The organism is Frateuria sp. sgz306004 (assembly GCF_057750885.1).
Genome location: NZ_JBYLFE010000007.1, coordinates 1 through 19,390 on the forward strand (window position 1 = coordinate 1; position 19,390 = coordinate 19,390).

A 19,390-nucleotide genomic window follows, 5' to 3' on the forward strand; every position below is an offset into this window, starting at 1 on the left:
GCGAGCGACCCTCGACTACCACTGTCCTGCCGAGATGTTCATGCGTGCGATGGGGCGTGATGACCTCGCCCAAGCCATCGATGATGCACTTCTAGATTGACACCGCCAACCAAAGAGAAAGGCACCCCCGCGTGGCGCTTGCCGAGCTGGTCGCTCGGCAAGTCCGTGAGGGGCGGCCGGGCTTTTCGACCGGGCTCCTGCCCGGACGAAAAGGAATCGGCATCCTTGCCGATCCCCCTGCGGGCCTGATCGTCCACCCCTCACCGCCACACAGGGGGCCCAACATCCAAAGCGGGGGCTCGTGCCGCGGAGCGGCACATCGCACCTTGCGGAGCGCTAGCGGTGCACGCGTGGTGGTGGCGTTGTGTTGTGCGGCGAAAGCCAAGTTGGGCTTGGCAAGTTGAACTTGGAAGTTCGGTGTCGCGCGCAGCGATGTCCAAGTCTGCGAGTCGCAACGAGCGCATTGGCTTTCCCTGCCCAATGTCATTGCGCCGCTATCCACGGCGCTGGAGCGAGCCATGGTTTTCAAACCGGTTATGGCGGTGACTACCCCTTTGCCTTTGCCTTTGCCATTGGCTGTGGCTGTGCTGTTGCTCTGGCTCTGGCTCGGCTTCTGGCGCGCAACGCGCCGCCGTGGTTCTTGACCTCCACTCCCCTTTGGCGCGGCGGGTGGGGGGTCGATCAGCCCGCAGGGTGGCCGGCAGGGATGCCGGCCAGTTTGTCGTCAGGGCAGGAGGCCCTGTCGACAAACCCCGCCGCCCACCCGCGGACCTTCCGGGCACAGCCCGGAAGGCGCGACATCGGGGTGGCCTCTCTTTTGGTTACTTTTCTCTGGCCACGCAGAGAAAAGTGACCCGCTGGCCGGCAGGACAGCGGAAGCCCGCGGTCCCACGGGGACTCCCTTCGGTCGCAGGCGAGCCAGGTTGCCGCTGCGGTAAAACCAAAGGCCAAGTCACTGGGTCCCAGCTTTCGCTGGGACGACGTGGTAGGGGCGCGTGAGGTGGATCAACCAACCTTCCACCCGAATCGCCAACGTCATCAACTCCCCCAACCACAGCGGCCTCGCATGAAAGGGGGGCCTTCTTCGTGGTTACTTTTTCTTTGGCGAGCAAGCGAAAGTAGCCCGGCCGCCGCCAGGAGATCGGAAGCCCGCCGTTCCACGGGGACTCCCTTCGGTCGCAGGCAAGCTAGGTCGCGGTGACACCACCTCAAAAGCGAAAACCATTGGGTGACCAGCCCTCCACCGGCTCTTGCCCCTTCTTGGGGTCCGCAGGGCCAACGCCGGAGCAAAGAGAAAGAAGCACACGCCCCCATCGCAAGAGCCTGTCACCACCTCCCGCTATAGTCCCCCCGCTTAACCCACGCGCACGGACGCCCCATGCCCCCCACCAACAACGCCCTCGCCACCACCCCATGGCAACAACTCAAACCCGCCCTGTGGGAGGCGCTCATCACCATGCTTGCCGTGCTCGCCACGCTAGGCAGCGCGCTGCTCGTGGCGCCGGGTGTGCAGACGGGCGTGCTTGCGGTGGTGTTGAGCCTGTCGCTGTCGCGCAGCCAGCTCGATCGTGACGTGCGGGGGCGGTTGGAGGCGGCGTTGGTGTTGCCAGTGGTGGGTCTGGCTGCATTAGGTGTGGGTTTGCTGCTGCTGAGGTGGCCATGGGTGGGCGCCGTGGTGTTCGTGGCGGGCTTGTTTGTGTCGATCTGGCTGCGTCGGTTTGGGCCCATGGCACAGCGTGCGGGCAGCTTGATCGCGCTGCCGTTTATCACCTTGCTCACCGTGCCGCACGTGCATGCCGCATCGGGCGGGCCGCTGCCGGTATGGCTGGTGCCCATATTCGTCGCTTTGCTGGCTTTGCTGTGGGTGAGCGTGGCGCATCGACTCACGGGGCGCCTGCCATCGATCACCATCGCGGAGGAAACACCGCCGACCACGCCGGCACCGGGCGGTGGTATGCGGCCGGTGGCGAGTACGCGCATGGCGATTCAGATGGCGCTGGCGCTGGGCGTGTCGTTCGTGGTGGGTTATCTGTGCTTTGCCGAGCGCTGGAGCTGGATCGTGCTCACCGCGTTTATCGTCAACAGCGGCAATCGCGGGCGGCTGGATGTTGCGTACAAGAGTGTGTTGCGTGTGTTGGGTGCGGCAGGCGGTACCGTAGTGGCGTTGTCGCTCAGTCTGCATGTGGGGGAGCATCCGGCGCTCATGAGTGCGCTGGTGCTTGGCGCGTTGTTTATGGGCATGTGGCTGCGCCCGATCAGCTACGCCTGGTGGGCGTTGTTCGTGACGGTGGCGCTGGCCTTGCTGCAAGGTTTTGCCGGCGGTTCGCCGACGGCGCTGCTGTGGCAACGCCTGGAGGAAATCGCAATCGGTGCGGTGATCGGCTTGCTGTCCGCCTGGTGTGTGTTGCCGGTGCGCTCCACCGATGTGTTGCGGCGACGACTGGCCGATGCGCTGGCGGCATTGTCCGAGGCGCTGGACCCACAACAGGCAACGCGCACACCGACGCGCTTCAACGAAGCACTGGCGCAGGTGGCCTTGGTACGACCCGCATTTCGCGCCAGTCGCTGGATCACGCGTCGTCGTGGTACGGCGCATCCGGCCGATTGGATCGATGTGCTGCAGGCGTGTCATGCGCCGGCTGTCGCCTTGATCGAGCAAGGCGCCACGCCCGGTCGCGTGCGCCAGGCCGTGGGTGCGGCGCGCAAGGCACTGCGCGAGCCGGCGACCTTGCTGCCGGCGTTACAGCAGTTGAATCAAACCTTGCGCGAGTGAGCGCCTGCCAACGCCGTGTACTCAGGGCTGCGCCGGCAGGGGCATCACGCGCGACAGCACGGATACGCCGCGCTCGTCGAACGCCTCTACCGCCACCACGTAGTTCACGCCCTTGTTGAGTCCATGCAGGGTGAGCTTGGTGGGTTGATCGGCGAAGCGCTGATAGGTGGCGTGCAGGCGATCGGCCGCCAGCCCCCAACGCACGTTGTAACCTACCGCGCCGGGCACGGGCGTCCACGCGAGGTCGGCGTCGCGCGAGTCGGCCAGACGCTTGGCGGTGGTGAGCGTGGGCGCGGGAGGCGCGGCGCCATCGGCGTTGCCGAACACGCGCAGGTCGGCGATGGCGAGCGTATGCGCGCCCACGTGCACGTGTTCATAGCGCACGTAGCGAATGCGCGCGGGCTCGGCCAACTCCACATAGGCGTTGGCGCGATCACGCGTTTCCTTGGATAGATCGGCGAGCTCGCTCCACTGGCGCCCATCGCGCGAACCCAGCAGGCGGAACTGGGTGATGAGATCGGGCGCGTCGCCGTAGCGCTCCGACTTGTAGTCGGCGTAATTCACTTGCACGGCGCGCACGTTGCGCTCGCCGCCCAGGTCCACGGTGAGGGTTTGTCCCGCCGTGTTGCTGGCAGCGACCCAGAAGCTGCGTGGGTTTTCGTCGGTGACGGTACTGGCTGGATGATCGGGCAAGGCGGAAGACGCGTTGGCGTGCTTGCGATAGGAGAGCAGCATCCAGCCACTGAAGGTGTCTTCGTTATCGGCCAGACGATGATCGGGCATGCGTTGAGGGAAGTCGCCGAAGCGCGTGTCCACCCACATTTGGCCGTCTGCATGGAAGCCGGCGCGGTACAGGCCGATGCGCCGTTCGAAGGTCCAGTTGCTGCCGATCCACGAGGTGCCGGTGTTCCACCAGTTGCCGTACGCATCCTGGAAGGTGGAGCCGTGCCCTGCGCCGGTGACAAAGCCGCCGGGCTTTTCGCCCACGGGGTTGTAGGGAGCATAGTCGAATGGGCCGAGCGGGCTGCGCCCCACGTACACACCGGTGCCGTACACGTTGTACTCGGTGCCGGGCGCGGCGTATTGCAGGTAATAGCGATCACCCACGCGATTCATCCAGGCGCCTTCCAGGAAGGGCGCGGTGTGCTCATCGGTGTGGTCTTGGCCGAAGCGCTCCCAGCCGTGCTGCGCCGGGTCGAGCGCCAGCAGTGCCTGCGGTTGGGTGACGAAGGCCAGGCGCTTGCCCTCACCCTGCGCGACATCGCCCAGCTTGAGGTCGAGCTGCGCGCCGTACAGCGGATGCACGTTGGAGGAGCCCCAGTAGAGGTAGGTCTTGCCGTCGTCGTCCTGGAACAAGCCTGGGTCCCACGGGCCGGGCGGCAGCTCGCCCGGTTGCAGGGCGTGTTCCATCTCGCTGAACACCGCACCGGGCACGCTCGGCAACTGGCGCGTCCAGAAATCCCAGTGGCCGTGGGCCGGGTCGGTGGACACCAGCAGCGGGCGCGGCTGCGTGGCCGCCTGCATCAGGAACAGCTTGCCGTCCGCCACCAGGGTGGCCGGCGCCACTTCGCTGTCGAAGGGCCAGCGGTCGGGCTTAACGAACTGCCAGTGCAGCAGGTCGGCGGAGCGCCAATAGCCATCGGCCAGGGTGAGGAACAGGTAGTAGGCATCGCCAAAGCGCACCACCGCGGGATCGGCGCCGGTGCGGTAGGAGATGCCCTCGTTCATCTGCTCGAAGTTGTAGCGGTAGTCCAGATCCACCGGGTTGGCCCAGGTACGGCCGTCGCCGGCGTGGGCCAGGCCCAGCGGCACGGTAAGCGCCAGAACGGCCAGCAGGCGCGTGACGCGATGGATGGAGCTGGACATCGGCGACTCCCCTCGAGCAGCGATCGGGGCGGTGGCCGGGCTGGCCGGAATGCCCCCGTATTGATTGAACGGGTCGGGATGTAAGAGACTCCCTGACTCGCATGTAAACGTTTACATGCTAGCCCGGTCGAGCCCGGCCGGCCACCCATCTATCCCTGAGGATCGCCATGCCAGCCCAGTCCCCGTTCCGTCGCCTCGCCACTGGCGTCTGCGCTGCCGTCTGCCTTGCCCTGCTGGGCACCGCGCAGGCGGCCCCCGCCGGCAACGACACCGTCGCCCTGCGCGTGGATGCCACCGCCAAGAGCACGCCGCTGCCGCATTTCTGGGAGCAGATGTTCGGCTCTGGCCGCGCCTCGCTGGCGCTGCGCGACAACTACCGCAAGGACCTGGAGGCCGTGCACGGCGCCACCGGTTTCCAGTACATCCGCTTCCACGGCATCTTCGACCGTGACGTGGGCGTGGTGTACCGCGATGCGCAGGGCAAGATCGCCTACAACTTCAGCTACGTGGACCAGATCTACGACGGCCTGCTGGAGCGTGGCGTCAAGCCGTTCGTGGAACTGGGCTTCATGCCGCCGGAACTGAGTTCCGACGTCACCCGCGTGCACGATTTCTGGTACCACCCCAACGTGATGCCGCCCAAGGACTGGAGTGAGTGGGAGGCGATGATCCGCGCCTTCACCCAGCACCTGATCGCGCGCTACGGCATCGAAGAGGTGTCCAGCTGGTACTTCGAGGTGTGGAACGAGCCCAACCTGGCCTTCTGGGGCGGCTCGCCGGAAAAGCCCACCTACTACGAGCTGTATGACCGCACCGCTCGCACTCTCAAGGGCGTGGACACGCGCCTGCGCGTGGGCGGCCCGAGCACCGCGCAGGCTGCGTGGGTGCCGGAGTTCCTCCAGCACGTGCATGAGGTGAAAGCGCCGATCGATTTCGTCAGCAGCCACGTGTACGGCGACGACACCGCGCAGAACGTGTTCCACACCAGCGAGAACATCTCGCGCGCCGACATGGTGTGCCGCTCGGTGGACAAGGTGCACAAGGAAATCGCCGCCTCGCCGTTCCCCAAGCTGCCGTTGATCTTCAGCGAGTACAACGCCTCGTACGCCAACCTGCCCAACGTCACCGACACCGTGTTCATGGGCCCGTGGATGGCCAACACCATCCGCCAGTGCGCGGGCAAGGTGGACATGATGAGCTACTGGTCGTTCTCCGACGTGTTCGAGGAACAGGGCGTGGTGAAGACGCCGTTCTACGGCGGTTTCGGCCTGATCGCGGCCGATCGCATCCCCAAGCCGGCCTTCAACGCCTTCGCCATGCTGCACAAGCTCGGTGACGAACAGCTGCCACTGAAGTCCGACAGCGCACTCGCCACGCGCCGCGCCGACGGCACCGTGGTGCTGGCGCTGTGGAACTACGCCGCGCCTGTGGGCGACACCGCCAGCTACACGGTGGGCGAACCCAAGGGCAACACCAAGCACTTCGAGGTGGACGTGAAGCACCTCACCGCCAGCGCCCAGGCCACCGTGTGGCGCCTGGACCAGACCCACGGCAACGTGGTCGCCACCTTCGACCAGATGGGCCGCCCCGCCTGGCCGAGCCGCGAGCAGATCGTGCAGCTGCGCGACGCGGGCAAGATGGCCCCGTCGGAAACCGCGACGCTGCAGAACGGCAAGCTCAGCATCGACATCCCGCCGCAGGGCCTGGTGGTGGTGGAGCTGCGCTAAGCAGGACGCATCGAGCGCGCGGCACCTCTCGGTGTCGCGCGCTTTTTTATGCCTGTCGTTATGGCCACACACGGCCATCTTGCAGGAAAAAAAACAACGGGCGCCGAAGCGCCCGTTGTCCCCTCTACCCCGTGTTGGGCTACGCGATCAGAGCGCGTAGTACATCTGGAATTCCAGCGGATGGGTGCTGGCGCGGTAGGCGGTGACTTCCTTCATCTTCAGCTCGATGTAGGCATCGATGAAGTCGTCGGTGAACACGCCGCCGGCCTTGAGGAACTCGCGATCCTTGTCGAGCGCGTTGAGCGCTTCGTCGAGGCTGGCGCACACCTGCGGAATGTTCTTCTCTTCTTCCGGCGGCAGGTCGTACAGATCCTTGTCGGCCGGCGCACCCGGGTCGATCTTGTTGATGATGCCGTCCAGGCCGGCCATCATCAGGGCGGTGAACACCAGGTAGCCGGAGTTCATCGGATCGGGGAAGCGCACTTCGATGCGGCGACCCTTCGGGCTGGACACGTACGGAATGCGGCAGCTGGCCGAGCGGTTGCGGGCCGAGTAGGCCAGCATCACCGGGGCTTCGAAGCCCGGCACCAGGCGCTTGTAGCTGTTGGTGGTGGAGTTGGCGAAGGCGTTGATGGCCTTGGCGTGCTTGAAGATGCCGCCGATGTACCACAGCGCGGTCTGCGACAGGCCGCCGTACAGGTCGCCGGCGAACAGGTTGCTGCCGTCCTTGCTCAGCGACTGGTGCACGTGCATGCCGCTGCCGTTGTCGCCCACGATGGGCTTGGGCATGAAGGTGACGGTCTTGCCGTTCTGGTGGGCGACGTTCTTGATGACATACTTCATGGTCATCAGTTCGTCGGCCTTCTTCACCAGCGTGTTGAACTTCACGCCGATCTCGCACTGGCCGGCATTCGCCACTTCGTGGTGATGCACTTCAACGACCTGGCCCAGCGACTCCAGCACCTTGCACATGTCCGCGCGCAGGTCGCCCAGCGAGTCGACCGGGCTGACGGGGAAGTAGCCGCCCTTCACACCCGGACGGTGACCGGTGTTGTTGTCTTCGTACTTGTAGCGCGAGGACCATGCGGCTTCTTCGGAGCCGATTTCGTAGAACACGCGGCCCATGTCGTTCTGCCAGCGCACGGAATCGAAGATGAAGAATTCCGGCTCCGGACCAAAGAAGGCGGTGTCGGCGATGCCGGTGGACTTGAGGAACGCCTCACCGCGCTTGGCGATGGAGCGCGGGTCGCGGCCGTAGGCCTGCATGGTGGACGGCTCGAGCACGTCGCAGTGCAGGATCATCTGCGTGTGCGCGCTGAACGGGTCGATGTAGGCGGTGTCCGGGTCCGGCATCAGGATCATGTCGGACTCGTTGATGCCCTTCCAGCCGGCGATCGAGGAGCCGTCGAACATCTTGCCGTCTTCGAAGGTGCTCTCGTCGATGGCGTGGGCCGGGAACGAGACGTGATGGTGCTTGCCGAGCATGTCGGCGAAACGGAAGTCGACGAACTCGACCTCGTGTTCCTGGATCAGATCGAGCACTTTCTGGACGGCGGACGACATGGACAACCTCGACGGATGGAAGGGGTAAATGCAACGTGGATTGGCAAAGGCCATGCCAACCCGCCAGAACGCATTAAATCAAACACTTAGTTACAGATTGCATCGGTGTCGCGAAACCAAGTGCACCAATTTGGAGCAATGAGACCCCGCTCATAGCCTCATATTGGCGCACACCGGGCGCACCGGTCAGTGGGGCGCCTTCAGGTCGACTGCCCCCGCAGGCAACGGCTGGTTCCAATCCGGCGCCAGCACGTTCCAGCCATCGAGGCGGAACAGCGCATCCTGCGGTCGGGCCGCCTGGATCGCCGCCGCCACGGCGGGACCTTCGAGAATATAGAGCGTCTGCGGCTCAGGCGTGCCGCGGGCGATCCGTTGCTGTTGCTGCTCGCTCAGGCGGGCGAACAAGCGCCAGTTGACCCTGGCCACCTGCACGGCGTCGGTGCCCATGCGGTGCTCCAGCGCGTAGCCGGCCAGCACTTCCCAGCCGGGCGCCAGCACCCGGGTCGGCACCAGGCGCAGCTGCGTATAGCGTTGGCCGGCGGCCTCCCAGAACGGGCCGCGCAGGTGCGGGGCGTCGTCCTGCTGGGCGCGCTGCACCAGGGTGTGGTGCAGCTGGGTCAGGCCGGGGCGCAGGTCCACCAGCTGGATGGCTACCAGCGCCGCCAGCGCCAGTACCAGGGCCCGCGCGGACAACACCCGCGCCAGCGTGAAGAACGACCACACCAGCAGCCCGTAGTACGCCACCCAGAACAGGCGTCCGGTGGACTGGATGGAAGCGTGCGACAGCTTGCGCTCCAGCCAGCCCGGCAACCCAAGCTGGCCCTGCCATGCACCCACGCCGACATGCTGGGTGATGGCCGCCACGGTGAGCAGCAGCGCCACCAGCACCAGGGGTGCCACGCGCGGCGACGATGCGTGGCGGCGATGCGCGACGAACTGCAGCAGCAACGCCATGGCGCACGCCAGCAGCCCGCCCAGCCCCAGGTAGTTGAAGCCTTCGTACTCGCCGGCCGCCTGCGCGGCGTTCAAGCCGAACCAGGACCAGCCGCCGCCATTGATCGGCGCCAGCAGGTTCATCTTGTAGTAGCCGAAACCGCTGGCCGCCTGCCCGCCGCCCGGCACCAGGAAGAAGCCCGCCGCCCAGGCCACCAGTGCGGTGACCAGCACCACCTGCGCGCCTTCCGGTATGCCACGCATCAACAGCCGCAGCCACGAGCGCTCACCCGCCGCGCGATCGGCCAGCGTGCGGCGGAGCAGGTCCGCCAGCCACAGCAAGGTCACCATGAGGAACAGGTAGGCGTGGATCAGCATGGTGACTGCCACCAGCACGGTCCATGCACCGCGTGGGCGCGACGAGGGGCGCAGGTACAGCCACAGGCCCGCCAGCAAGGTCCACTGCCCGAACAGCGCCATGTGGCCGCCCAGGCGTATCAACATGGGCGGCGCCAGCACAAAGAACACGCAACCCAGCAAGCGCGCCGCCACGCTGTCGCTAGCCAGCGACAGCACCCGCCAGGCGAACAGCGCCTGCAGCACGAAACACAGCAGCACCCACAGGCCGAAATACTGGAACGGTTCGGGCAACAGCGCCGACAACGGCTTGAGCAGCATCGCCAGCAGCGGAATGGAGTCGGAGTAGTACACCGACGAATGGATCTCCAGCCCGTACGAGGGATTGGCGCCCCACGGCCAGCTCCATGGATCGTGGCGATAGAACGCCCAGCCCAGGTAGCTCTGCGCAAGATCCTGGTGCTGCAACCAGCGCACATTGCCGGGCGCCAGCATGGGGCCGCCGGTCACCAGCGCAAACGCCAGCACACCCAACAACACGGGCAGCAGGACGAGGAAAGCGGAGCGGCTGCGCCGCGGTGGCGTGAAGGACATGCAAGACTCGCCTGACGGGGTGGCCGCGCGCCGCAGCATCCTGCGGGCGCTCGATGAAGGCGCAGAGAGTAATCGGGCAGCACCGGGCCCACCAAGTGGCGCGGCGCGGGCAGGCGGCAACGCGAAAGCAAACCCGCCACGCAGTTCCCTTAAGCTATGGCGCTTTGCGGCATCCGGCCCCTCTTTCTACGGAGTTTTCGTGAGCGACCTGATCAACGTCATCCTGCTCGGCATCATCGAGGGCATTACCGAGTTCCTGCCCATCTCCAGCACGGGACACCTGCTGATCGCCGAGAAGTTCGGCCTGGGCGAGCGTTCGGACCTGTTCAACGTGGGCATCCAGGCCGGCGCGATCCTGGCCGTCACCTTCATCTACTGGAACCGCATCTGGCAGTTGCTCACGCAGTGGCGTGACCCAGCCAATCGCGACTACCTTGCCAAGCTCACCGTGGCCTTCCTGATCACGGCGGTGCTCGGCTTCATCGCGGTGAAGCTCGGCTTCAAGCTGCCCGAAGCGGTAACGCCGGTGGCCTGGGCGCTGGTGATCGGCGGCGTGTGGATGCTGGCGGCCGAACGGCTGGCCGCCAAGCAGCCCGACCGCAGCACGGTGACCTGGCGCGTGGCGATCCTGGTGGGCTTCGCGCAGATGGTGGCGGGCATTTTCCCCGGCACCTCGCGCTCGGCAGCCACCATCTTTACCGCCATGCTGGCCGGCACCAGCAACCGCGCGGCCGCAACGGAGTTCGCGTTCCTGGTGGGCATTCCCACCATGTATGCCGCCACCGCCTACGAATTGCTGAAGGTAGTGAAGGAAGGCGGCGTACACGAAGACTGGACCGCCTTCGGCGTGGGCTTCGTGGTGTCGGCCATCGTGGCCTTCGTGGCAGTGAAATGGCTGCTCGGCTATATCCGCAGCCACCGCTTCACCCCGTTCGCGATCTACCGCATCGTGCTGGGTGTTGCGCTGCTGCTGTGGCTGCCCTCGGGCGGCTGAGCGCGCCACGTCGATCCGTGAAACCATAGTCGCCGCCCAGCCACCGGCGAGTAAGGGATGGATCTTCCGCAACACTATCGACTGCTGGATCTGCAGATCGACCTGGCACGCCAGCGCGTGACCCGCGATGGCGTTGCGCTGGATGTGCAGGGCCTGAGCTTTCAGCTGCTCGCCTGCCTGCTGCGCCATGGCAACGCCGTGGTGGATTTCGACACGTTGATGGCCCAGGTTTGGGCGCCAGCGGTGGTCAATGAGGAAACCGTCACCCAGCGCGTGAAACTACTGCGCCAGTCGCTGGGTGACGATGGCCGCGCGCCGCGCTACATCCGTTCGGTGCGTGGACGCGGCTACCAGCTGTGCGAATCGCCACAAGTGCTGGAGGCATCCGCACCCGCCGCGCGCCGCTACGCACGCGCTCCGCGCATCGCGTTGGCGGTCGTTCTCGGGTTGCTTGGCCTGCTGGCTGCCGGGTGGTGGTATCGCGCCCGTACGCCCGCGACAGTCCAGGCCAACGCCACGCAGGAGCTGCTGCAACGCGCCGCCTATTACGCCGGCATCGGCCAGAGCGACAACAACGAGCGCGCCATTGCCTTGTACCAGCAGGTGCTGGCGCGCGCCCCCGACGACCTCGCCGCGCAGGTGGGGCTCAGCCGCGCCTACAGCGCACGCGTATGCCTGTACAACTTCGACGTCGACTGGACCACGCAAGCGCAGCGGCTCGCCGAAGCGGCGCTCAAACGCGAGCCGCAGACCGCCGCTGCGTGGTCGGCGCTGGCGTATGCCCACGATTGTCGCGGCGAGATGCAGGCGGCCATCGACGCCTACAACCACGCCGTGGCAATCGACCCTGCGGACGATGCCAGTCGCGCCTCGGCGGCTTACCTGTACCAGGAGCGCGGTGCCCTGGTCGACGCGCTGCACGCCAACCTGGATATGCGCGGCGACCCGGCCAAGGTGCGCTTTCGTGGGGTGCAGATCGCTCGCGAGCTGGACCTGCTCGGCTTCACCGCGGCCGCCGAAGCGCGGTTTCGCCACAGCTTCCAGCTCAACCCGGACAACGTGTTCTCCAACATCGCCTGGCCACAGCACCTGTTCCTGCAGGGTCGCTACGGCGAAGCGCAGCAGGCCCTGGACGAAGCCCTGGGCCGGCACACACCGCACACGGCGCTGTACCTGCTCGACGGTGAACTGGCCTTGTTGCGCGGCGATCGCACGGCCGCGCACGCGGCGTTTGCACACGCCGCGCAGCTGCGCCCCAAGATGAGCCTGCCCACCACGCTGGCGACGTTGTATGCGCCGGTGCCGCCGAGCAATGCGTGGCTGGATCAACGCATCGCCGACATGGCGGCGCAGATGGCCGCCGGCAGCGGCTATCCCTCCGATCGCCTGGAGCTGGCCTTGCTGCAACAGGCGCGTGGTCATCACCAGCAGGCCGCCGCCACGGTGGCGAACGCCGTGGCGGCGGGTTACAGCGACCGCGCCTACCTGCAGACCTCGCCGCTGCTGCGACCGCTGGCGGATGACCCGGCCTACGCGGCGGCCATCGATACGATCAGCCGACGCACGGCGGCACAGCGTGCACTGCTGCTGGCCGCCGATTGGTGTCCGCCGGAATTGCGCAGCGCTACGGCAACGCCTTGAGGAGGTAGTCGCGGAAGATCGCCTGCGACTGGGGATGCGCGTAGCGCTGGTTGTAGGCCGTGCTGGTGATCACCGCGACCAGTTGCTGCGAGGGCACCACGAACACGTAGTTACCGCCATTGCCGGACATCGCCCAGACGGTCTGCTGCGCACCCTTGGCCGGAAAGGTGAAGCACCACCAGAGATAGCCATAGTCGGCATCCTCGCGCGCCTGTGCATGCACGCTCAACATGCGCTGCACCCATGCCGCGGAGATGATCTGGCGTCCCTGCCAGCGCCCCTCATCGAGCGCCAGCTGGCCCAGCTTGGCCAGGTCGCGGCTGCGGTAGCGCGTGCCGCCGCCGCCCATGCCGATGCCCAGCGGCGAGGTGTTCCACTGCGATCGGGTGATGCCCAGCGGCCGCTCCAGCGCCTCGGCGGCAAAGCGCGCCAGCGGCTCGTGGGTGGCCCGTTCCACCACCGCGCCGGCCACGAAGGCGCCGGCCGTGCAGTAGGAGAACGCGCGGCCGTGCGGGCTATCGGCGGGTTTGGCCATCCACGGCGCAAAGCCCTTGATGGGCAGGTCCAGCGCGAACTGCAGCCAGTCTTCGGTGACGTACATGCGCTCTTCGTTGCCCGAGGAGAATTCATTGTCGTCGTTGCACTCCCATAGCGAGCTCATGGTGAGCAGGTCTTCCAGGGTGATCGCCTGCTTGCGCGGGTCCGCATGCTGCACCGGTTGCTTGTCCGGGAAGTAGCTGTAGACCTTGGCCTCCACGCCGGGGATCAGGTGCCGATCGATCGCCGCGCCGACCAGCCAGGCCGTGATGCTCTTGCTGGCCGAGCGGATGTCGTTGAGCCGCTCGGCGCTGCCGCCGTTGAAGTAGGCCTCGTACACCAGCTTGCCGTGCTGGGCCACCACGATGCTGGTGATGCCCTTGTAGGTCTGATCGGCCAGCTTGCCTTCCAGCGCCTCGAACCGCGTGCTGTCCCAATGCGCCGCCCGCGCATCGAGCACGTCCCAGCCATCGCTGCCTTTGGCGGGCGGCTGGTAGTCCGCGGCCGCCAGCGGCAGGGCGATAAAGGCCAACAGGCCGGCGAACCGCCGGCAGGATGAAACGACAGGCATGGGTGCTTCTCCGCAGTGAGGTGCGGGCAAGCACAACAGCGCGCCGTATGAAGCGCCTGAAACGCCAGTGAAGAATTATGAAGCGAGCGAAATCAGGCGCTTAGGCGCTGCTCCGTGCGCGCGGCAATGGGCTTGTGCAGCTTCTTCAGGCCAGGCTCATTGGTCTGCTCGAACACCTCGCGCACCCATTCGATGAAGGCCTGCACGCGTGCGGACAAATGGCGCTTCTGCGGGTAGACGATCCACACCGGCTTGCCGGTGGAGATGGTGTCGCTCATCACCAGTTCGAGCTTGCCGATGTCCAGCATGCACGAGGCGATGATGTGTGGCGCCTGGGTGATGCCCAGCCCCGACACCACCGCCTGGATCACCGACTCGGCGTCGTTGATCAGCATGTGCGCATCGATATCCACCGTGACCTGGCCGCTGGGCGTATCGAACTGCCACTGGCGCGGGCGGCCGTTGGGCTGCACGTAGTTGATGCAGCGGTGCTGCTTGAGGTCGTCGATGCTTTGCGGCGCGCCATAGCGGGCGAGGTATTCGGGCGAGGCCAGCACCACGTTGCGCAGATAGCCGATCTTGCGCGCGATGTGGTTGGAGTCCTCCAGCGGGCCGCCGCGAATGGCGCAATCGATGCCCTCTTCGTTGAGGTCATACGGGTAGTCGCACATGGCCAGCTCCAGCCGGATATCCGGATAGCGCTGCTCGAACTCGGCCAGACGGGGAATCAACATGGTGCGCCCCAAGGCGGCCGGCGCACCGATGCGCAGCTTGCCCGTGGGCTTGCGGCTGGCGTAGCCCAACGCCTCGGTGGCCTCGGCCAGATCCGCAAGGATCTCCTTGCAACGCGCGTGGAACGCGGCGCCATCGTCGGTCAATCGCAAGGAACGGGTAGAACGGAACAACAGCCTCGCGCCAAGCTGTTCCTCCAGGCGGGAAACGGCCCGGCTCACCCCCGAGGGGGTCATGCCCAACTGGGTGGCGGCGGCGGCGAAGCTCTTGGCCTCGACCACGCGGACGAACGCGGAAATTGCGGCAAAGTCTTCCATAGCGTCGATTCTCGCCCCATTCGTGACTCACAGTCACTATTGCGTTGCACAAAGAACTATTTATTGAACCCGATGGTACACCTAATCTCTCGCCCCTGTCTGCTGGGGTACCCCGCGCCAGCAGGTTCATTCTGGGAGCCCGACATGAACAAACGATGGACCCTCGCCCTACTCGCCGTCGCCGTGGCGGGCGGCAGCTGGGCCTTGCTCGGTCACGGCGCTGACAGCCACGCCCAGGCTGGCCCGATGCCGCCGCCGGCGGTCACCGTAGCCCAGGTGCTGGTGCGCCCGGTCGACGATGCCGACGAATTCACTGGCCGCCTGCAGGCGGTCGACACCATCCAGCTACGACCGCGCGTGAGCGGATACGTGGACTCGGTGCACTTCAAGGAAGGCGCCGCCGTACGCAAGGGCGACCTGCTGTTCCGCATCGACCCGCGCCCTTATCAGGCGGAGGTGGACCGCCTTTCCGCCAACCTGAGCCAAGCCAAGGCCGAGCAGTTGCTGGCCCAGGCCAACGCTGAGCGTGCCCAGCGCCTGCTGGAACAGCATGCGATCGCCAAAGAAGAGGCCGACCGCCAGCAAACCGCAGCGCAAAGCGCCAAGGCCCAGGTAGCTTCCACCAATGCCGCGCTGGACGCAGCCCGCCTCAACCTGGGCTTTACCGAGGTGCGCGCGCCCATCGACGGTCGTGTCAGCAATGCGCTGGTGACGCCGGGCAACCTGGTCACCAGCAACGACGTGCTGACCAGCGTGGTGAGCATCGACCCGATCTACGCCTACTTCGACGTGGACGAGCACAGCTACCTCAAGTTCGATCGCCAGCGTCGCGAACATGGCGGCGCGCCGCAGATCACCATGGCACTGGCCGACGAAAAGGGTTTCCCGCACACCGGCCGCGTGGACTTTGTGGATAACCAGCTGCGCGCCGGCAGCGGCACCATTCGCCTGCGCGCCGTGTTCGACAACGCCGATGCAGGCTACACGCCGGGCTTGTACGTACGCATCCAGTTGCGCAGCGACAGCCATGAGCCGCGTGCGCTGGTGGACGATCGTGCGATCGGCGCCGACCTCGGCAACAAGTTCGTCTACGTGGTGGATAAGGATCGCAAGGTGGAATACCGCCGCGTGGTCACCGGCCCGCTGCTGGACGGCCTGCGCGTGGTCAACGAAGGCCTGGCCGCCAGCGACGTGGTGATCGTCAACGGCCTCCAGCACGTGCGTCCGGGCGTGGAAGTAAACGCCACCAAGGTGGCGATGGAAACGCGCAGCCTCGATCCGAACAAGCAGCTGGCGATGGCCGGCGGCGGCAACAGCAAGAACGCCGCGCAGCAGAAGTAACGCGTTCAACGCGTCATCTCCGCGAACGCGGGGGTCCAGTGACTTCGCCTCCGGGCAACCAAGACGCTGAATCCCTGCCTTCGCAGGGATGACGAGCAAGAGCTTCAGCAACACGCAACGACATGCACGCCCTCGCTTTCGAGCGAGGGCCAGGGTCGCTTTGTCTCCGCGTCATGCGGGGCGAGCACCCGTTAGTCCCCGCCTCGCGCGGGAATGGTGCCTAGAGCAACCAGGACGAATGCAATGAAAATCGCCCAATTCTTCGTGGACAGGCCGATCCTGGCTGGCGTCCTCTCCGTGTTGATCGTCATCGCGGGCAGCATCGCGCTGTTCAAGCTGCCGATCAGCGAATACCCCGAAGTGGTGCCGCCCACCGTGGTGGTGCGCGCCAGCTACCCCGGCGCCAACCCCAAGGTGATCGCCGAAACCGTCGCCACGCCGCTGGAGGAACAGATCAACGGCGTGGAAGGCATGCTCTACACCAGCTCGCAGTCCACCAGCGACGGCGCGATGACGCTCACCGTCACGTTCGCGCTGGGCACCGACCTGGACAACGCACAGGTGCAGGTGCAGAACCGCGTGTCGCAGGCGCTGCCGCGCCTGCCCGAGGAAGTGCAGCGCCTGGGTGTGACCACCCAGAAGAGCTCGCCCGACCTCACCATGGTGGTGCACCTGATCTCGCCCGATCAGCGCTACGACATGCTGTACCTGTCCAACTACGCGCGCCTGCACATCAAGGACCAGCTGGCACGCCTGGACGGCGTCGGCGACGTGCAGATCTTTGGCGCGGGCGAATACAGCATGCGCGTGTGGCTGGACCCGCAGCGCCTGGCGACTCGCCAACTCACCACCGGTGACGTGGTGCATGCGATCCAGGAGCAGAACATCACCGTGGCCGCCGGTGCGCTGAATGCACCGCCGGGCCCGAGCAACGCCGCCTTCCAGCTCAACATCAATACGCAGGGCCGCCTGGTGTCGGAGGAAGACTTCCTCAACATCATCGTGCGCAAGGAGGCCGACGGTTCGTTCGTGCACCTGCGCGACGTGGCGCGCGTGGAACTGGGTTCCAACAGCTACGCACTGCGCAGCCTGCTCAACAACCAGCCCGCCGTGGCCTTGCCGATCTTCCAGCGCCCCGGCTCCAACGCCATCCAGATCTCCGATGAAGTCCGCTCGCTGATGGCGAACCTCAAGAAGGATTTCCCGCAAGGCGTGGACTACCAGATCGTGTACGACCCGACCGTGTTCGTGCGCGGCTCGATCGAAGCGGTGGTGCATACGCTGTTCGAAGCCATCGCCCTGGTGGTGCTGGTGGTGATCCTGTTCCTGCAGACCTGGCGCGCCTCGATCATTCCGCTGGTGGCGGTGCCGGTATCGCTCATCGGCACGTTCGCGGTGATGCTCCTGGCCGGCTTCTCGCTCAATGCGCTGTCGCTGTTCGGCCTGGTGCTGGCCATCGGTATCGTGGTGGACGACGCCATCGTGGTGGTGGAGAACGTCGAACGTCACATCGAGCATGGCCTGTCGCCCAAGGAAGCCACACGCAAGGCGATGACCGAAGTGACCGGGCCCATCGTGGCCACGGCGCTGGTGCTGTGCGCGGTGTTCGTGCCGGCGGCGTTCATCAGTGGCCTCACCGGTCAGTTCTATCGCCAGTTCGCGCTCACCATCGCCATCTCCACGGTGATCTCGGCGTTCAACTCGCTCACCCTGAGCCCCGCCCTCGCCGCGCTGCTGTTGAAGGAGCAGGGCGCGCCCAAGGACAAGCTGAGCATCCTTATCGATCGCGCGTTCGGTTGGTTGTTCCGCCCGTTCAACCGCCTGTTCATCAGCAGCGCGAATCGCTACGTGGGTGGCGTGCAGCGCATCCTCCGCTCCAGCGCGATTGCCCTGGTGATCTACGGTGGCCTGGTGCTGCTCGGCCTGTTCGGTTTCGCCCACGTGCCCACCGGCTTCGTGCCGCCGCAGGACAAGCAGTACCTGGTGTCCTTCGCGCAGCTGCCCGACGCCGCCTCGCTGGATCGCTCCGAAGACGTGATCCGCCGCATGAGCGATATCGCGCTCAAGCAGCCGGGCGTGGAGAGCGCGGTGGCGTTCCCTGGCCTGTCCATCAACGGCTTCACCAACAGCACCAACTCCGGCATCGTGTTCGTGACGCTCAAGCCGTTCGAGGAACGTCGCGATCCGTCGCTGTCGGCCGGTGCGATCACGGCGGCGCTGCAACAGAAATACGCGGGCATCCAGGAAGCCTACATCGCGATCTTCCCGCCCCCGCCGGTCAACGGCCTGGGCACCATCGGCGGCTTCCGTCTGCAGGTGGAAGACCGTTCGGATGCGGGCTTCGAGGAGCTGTACAAGCAGACGCAGAACCTGATCCAGGCCAGCACCAAGGTACCGACGCTGGCGGGGCTGTTCTCCAGCTACCAGGTGAGCGTGCCGCAGATCGACGCGGACGTGGATCGCGAAAAGGCCAAGGCCGAAGGCGTGGACCTGGCCGACGTGTACCAGACCATGCAGGCGTACCTGGGCTCGCTCTACGTCAACGACTTCAACCGTTTTGGCCGTACTTACCAGGTGAACGTGTCCGCCGAGCCGGGCTTCCGTCATGAGCCGCAGGACATCCTCGGCCTCAAGACGCGCAGCGCGACGGGCGAGATGATTCCGCTGGGCTCGTTCCTCACCGTCAAGCAGACCGTGGGACCGGATCGCGTGCAGCACTACAACGGCTTCCCCACCGCGGAAATCAATGGCGGCCCGGCTCCCGGCTTCAGCAGCGGACAGGCCCAGGCAGCCATCGAGAAACTGGCGGCGGAGAACCTGCCCAATGGCATGACCTTTGAGTGGACCGAGCTGACCTATCAGCAGATCCTCGCCGGCAATACCGCGGTGCTGGTGTTCCCCTTGTGTGTGCTGCTGGTGTTCCTGGTGCTGGCCTCGCTGTACGAAAGCTTGCTGCTGCCGCTGGCGGTGATCCTGATCGTGCCGATGGTGCTGCTGTCCGCCATCACCGGTGTGTGGATGTCCGCTGGCGACAACAACATCTTCACCCAGATCGGCTTGATCGTGCTGGTGGGCCTGGCCTGCAAGAACGCCATTCTGATCGTGGAGTTCGCCCGCGAAGCCCAGATCATCGAAGGCATGGACCGCGTGCAGGCCGTGCTGGAAGCCGCTCGCCTGCGACTGCGCCCGATCCTGATGACCTCGTTCGCTTTCATCATGGGCGTGGTGCCGCTGGTGACTTCGCACGGTGCGGGTGCCGAGATGCGTCATGCGATGGGTGTGGCGGTGTTCGCCGGCATGCTGGGTGTGACTTTCTTCGGTCTGATCTTTACGCCGCTGTTCTATGTGCTGGTGCGCGGTTGGGGCGAACGCATGAGCGAACGCCGCCGCGCCCGCAAGGCAGCCCGCCTCGCCGCGGTTGCCACTGCCCTGGAGAACCATTGA

General features: G+C 65.9%; 11 protein-coding genes. 6 read left to right on the forward strand and 5 right to left on the reverse strand.

Features of this window, described 5'->3' with window-relative positions; all coding sequences use genetic code 11:
- Positions 1-1,378: 1,378 nt before the first annotated feature.
- Entirely contained in the window at positions 1,379-2,773 is a 1,395-nt protein-coding gene (locus AC3G2C_RS15230) for an FUSC family protein (RefSeq protein WP_488385482.1), read from the forward strand.
- A 21-nt stretch (positions 2,774-2,794) separates the two neighbouring features.
- On the opposite strand, the gene AC3G2C_RS15235 is transcribed toward AC3G2C_RS15230, so the two are convergent.
- Positions 2,795-4,639 (reverse strand): family 43 glycosylhydrolase, encoded by a 1,845-nt coding sequence (locus tag AC3G2C_RS15235; RefSeq protein WP_488385483.1) that lies wholly within the window; start codon positions 4,637-4,639, stop codon positions 2,795-2,797.
- 167 nt (positions 4,640-4,806) lie between these two features.
- Here AC3G2C_RS15235 and AC3G2C_RS15240 point away from each other — a divergent pair, with 167 nt between their 5' ends.
- Entirely contained in the window at positions 4,807-6,366 is a 1,560-nt protein-coding gene (locus AC3G2C_RS15240; RefSeq protein ID WP_488385484.1) for a GH39 family glycosyl hydrolase, read from the forward strand.
- Positions 6,367-6,513: 147 nt separating this feature from the next.
- On the opposite strand, the gene glnA is transcribed toward AC3G2C_RS15240, so the two are convergent.
- Positions 6,514-7,929: a type I glutamate--ammonia ligase gene (glnA, locus tag AC3G2C_RS15245; RefSeq protein WP_488385485.1), complete on the reverse strand. Its 1,416-nt coding sequence runs from the start codon at positions 7,927-7,929 to the stop codon at positions 6,514-6,516.
- A 186-nt stretch (positions 7,930-8,115) separates the two neighbouring features.
- Positions 8,116-9,813, reverse strand: coding sequence for a DUF6311 domain-containing protein (locus AC3G2C_RS15250; RefSeq protein WP_488385486.1), 1,698 nt, complete (start codon positions 9,811-9,813; stop codon positions 8,116-8,118).
- 199 nt (positions 9,814-10,012) lie between these two features.
- Between AC3G2C_RS15250 and AC3G2C_RS15255 the strand changes: the two genes are divergently transcribed.
- Positions 10,013-10,807 carry an undecaprenyl-diphosphate phosphatase gene (locus tag AC3G2C_RS15255; protein ID WP_488385487.1) on the forward strand — a complete coding sequence of 265 codons (795 nt, stop codon included), beginning with the start codon at positions 10,013-10,015 and terminating at the stop codon, positions 10,805-10,807.
- Positions 10,808-10,864: 57 nt separating this feature from the next.
- Positions 10,865-12,448 (forward strand): winged helix-turn-helix domain-containing protein, encoded by a 1,584-nt coding sequence (locus tag AC3G2C_RS15260; RefSeq protein WP_488385488.1) that lies wholly within the window; start codon positions 10,865-10,867, stop codon positions 12,446-12,448.
- On the opposite strand, the gene AC3G2C_RS15265 is transcribed toward AC3G2C_RS15260, so the two are convergent.
- Together AC3G2C_RS15265 and AC3G2C_RS15270 are read right to left on the reverse strand one after the other, a co-directional pair.
- Positions 12,432-13,556, reverse strand: coding sequence for a serine hydrolase domain-containing protein (locus AC3G2C_RS15265; RefSeq protein ID WP_488385489.1), 1,125 nt, complete (start codon positions 13,554-13,556; stop codon positions 12,432-12,434). The two genes, AC3G2C_RS15260 and AC3G2C_RS15265, sit on opposite strands and share 17 nt — an antisense overlap.
- Positions 13,557-13,648: 92 nt before the next feature.
- Positions 13,649-14,605, reverse strand: coding sequence for a LysR family transcriptional regulator (locus AC3G2C_RS15270; RefSeq protein ID WP_488385490.1), 957 nt, complete (start codon positions 14,603-14,605; stop codon positions 13,649-13,651).
- Between the two features lie 144 nt (positions 14,606-14,749).
- Here AC3G2C_RS15270 and AC3G2C_RS15275 point away from each other — a divergent pair, with 144 nt between their 5' ends.
- Both AC3G2C_RS15275 and AC3G2C_RS15280 read left to right on the forward strand, forming a co-directional pair.
- A complete protein-coding gene (locus AC3G2C_RS15275; RefSeq protein ID WP_488385491.1) occupies positions 14,750-15,946 on the forward strand; it encodes an efflux RND transporter periplasmic adaptor subunit in 1,197 nt (398 codons plus the stop codon).
- Positions 15,947-16,189: 243 nt separating this feature from the next.
- Positions 16,190-19,390: a multidrug efflux RND transporter permease subunit gene (locus tag AC3G2C_RS15280; protein WP_488385492.1), complete on the forward strand. Its 3,201-nt coding sequence runs from the start codon at positions 16,190-16,192 to the stop codon at positions 19,388-19,390.

Coding starts and splice junctions, on each gene's coding strand:
- AC3G2C_RS15250 (WP_488385486.1), bottom strand. CDS start 9,813: ATGTCCTTCACGCCACCGCGGCGCAGCCGCTCCGCTTTCCTCGTCCTG.
- AC3G2C_RS15265 (WP_488385489.1), bottom strand. CDS start 13,556: ATGCCTGTCGTTTCATCCTGCCGGCGGTTCGCCGGCCTGTTGGCCTTT.
- AC3G2C_RS15230 (WP_488385482.1), top strand. CDS start 1,379: ATGCCCCCCACCAACAACGCCCTCGCCACCACCCCATGGCAACAACTC.
- AC3G2C_RS15280 (WP_488385492.1), top strand. CDS start 16,190: ATGAAAATCGCCCAATTCTTCGTGGACAGGCCGATCCTGGCTGGCGTC.
- AC3G2C_RS15270 (WP_488385490.1), bottom strand. CDS start 14,605: ATGGAAGACTTTGCCGCAATTTCCGCGTTCGTCCGCGTGGTCGAGGCC.
- AC3G2C_RS15275 (WP_488385491.1), top strand. CDS start 14,750: ATGAACAAACGATGGACCCTCGCCCTACTCGCCGTCGCCGTGGCGGGC.
- AC3G2C_RS15240 (WP_488385484.1), top strand. CDS start 4,807: ATGCCAGCCCAGTCCCCGTTCCGTCGCCTCGCCACTGGCGTCTGCGCT.
- AC3G2C_RS15260 (WP_488385488.1), top strand. CDS start 10,865: ATGGATCTTCCGCAACACTATCGACTGCTGGATCTGCAGATCGACCTG.
- AC3G2C_RS15235 (WP_488385483.1), bottom strand. CDS start 4,639: ATGTCCAGCTCCATCCATCGCGTCACGCGCCTGCTGGCCGTTCTGGCG.
- glnA (WP_488385485.1), bottom strand. CDS start 7,929: ATGTCGTCCGCCGTCCAGAAAGTGCTCGATCTGATCCAGGAACACGAG.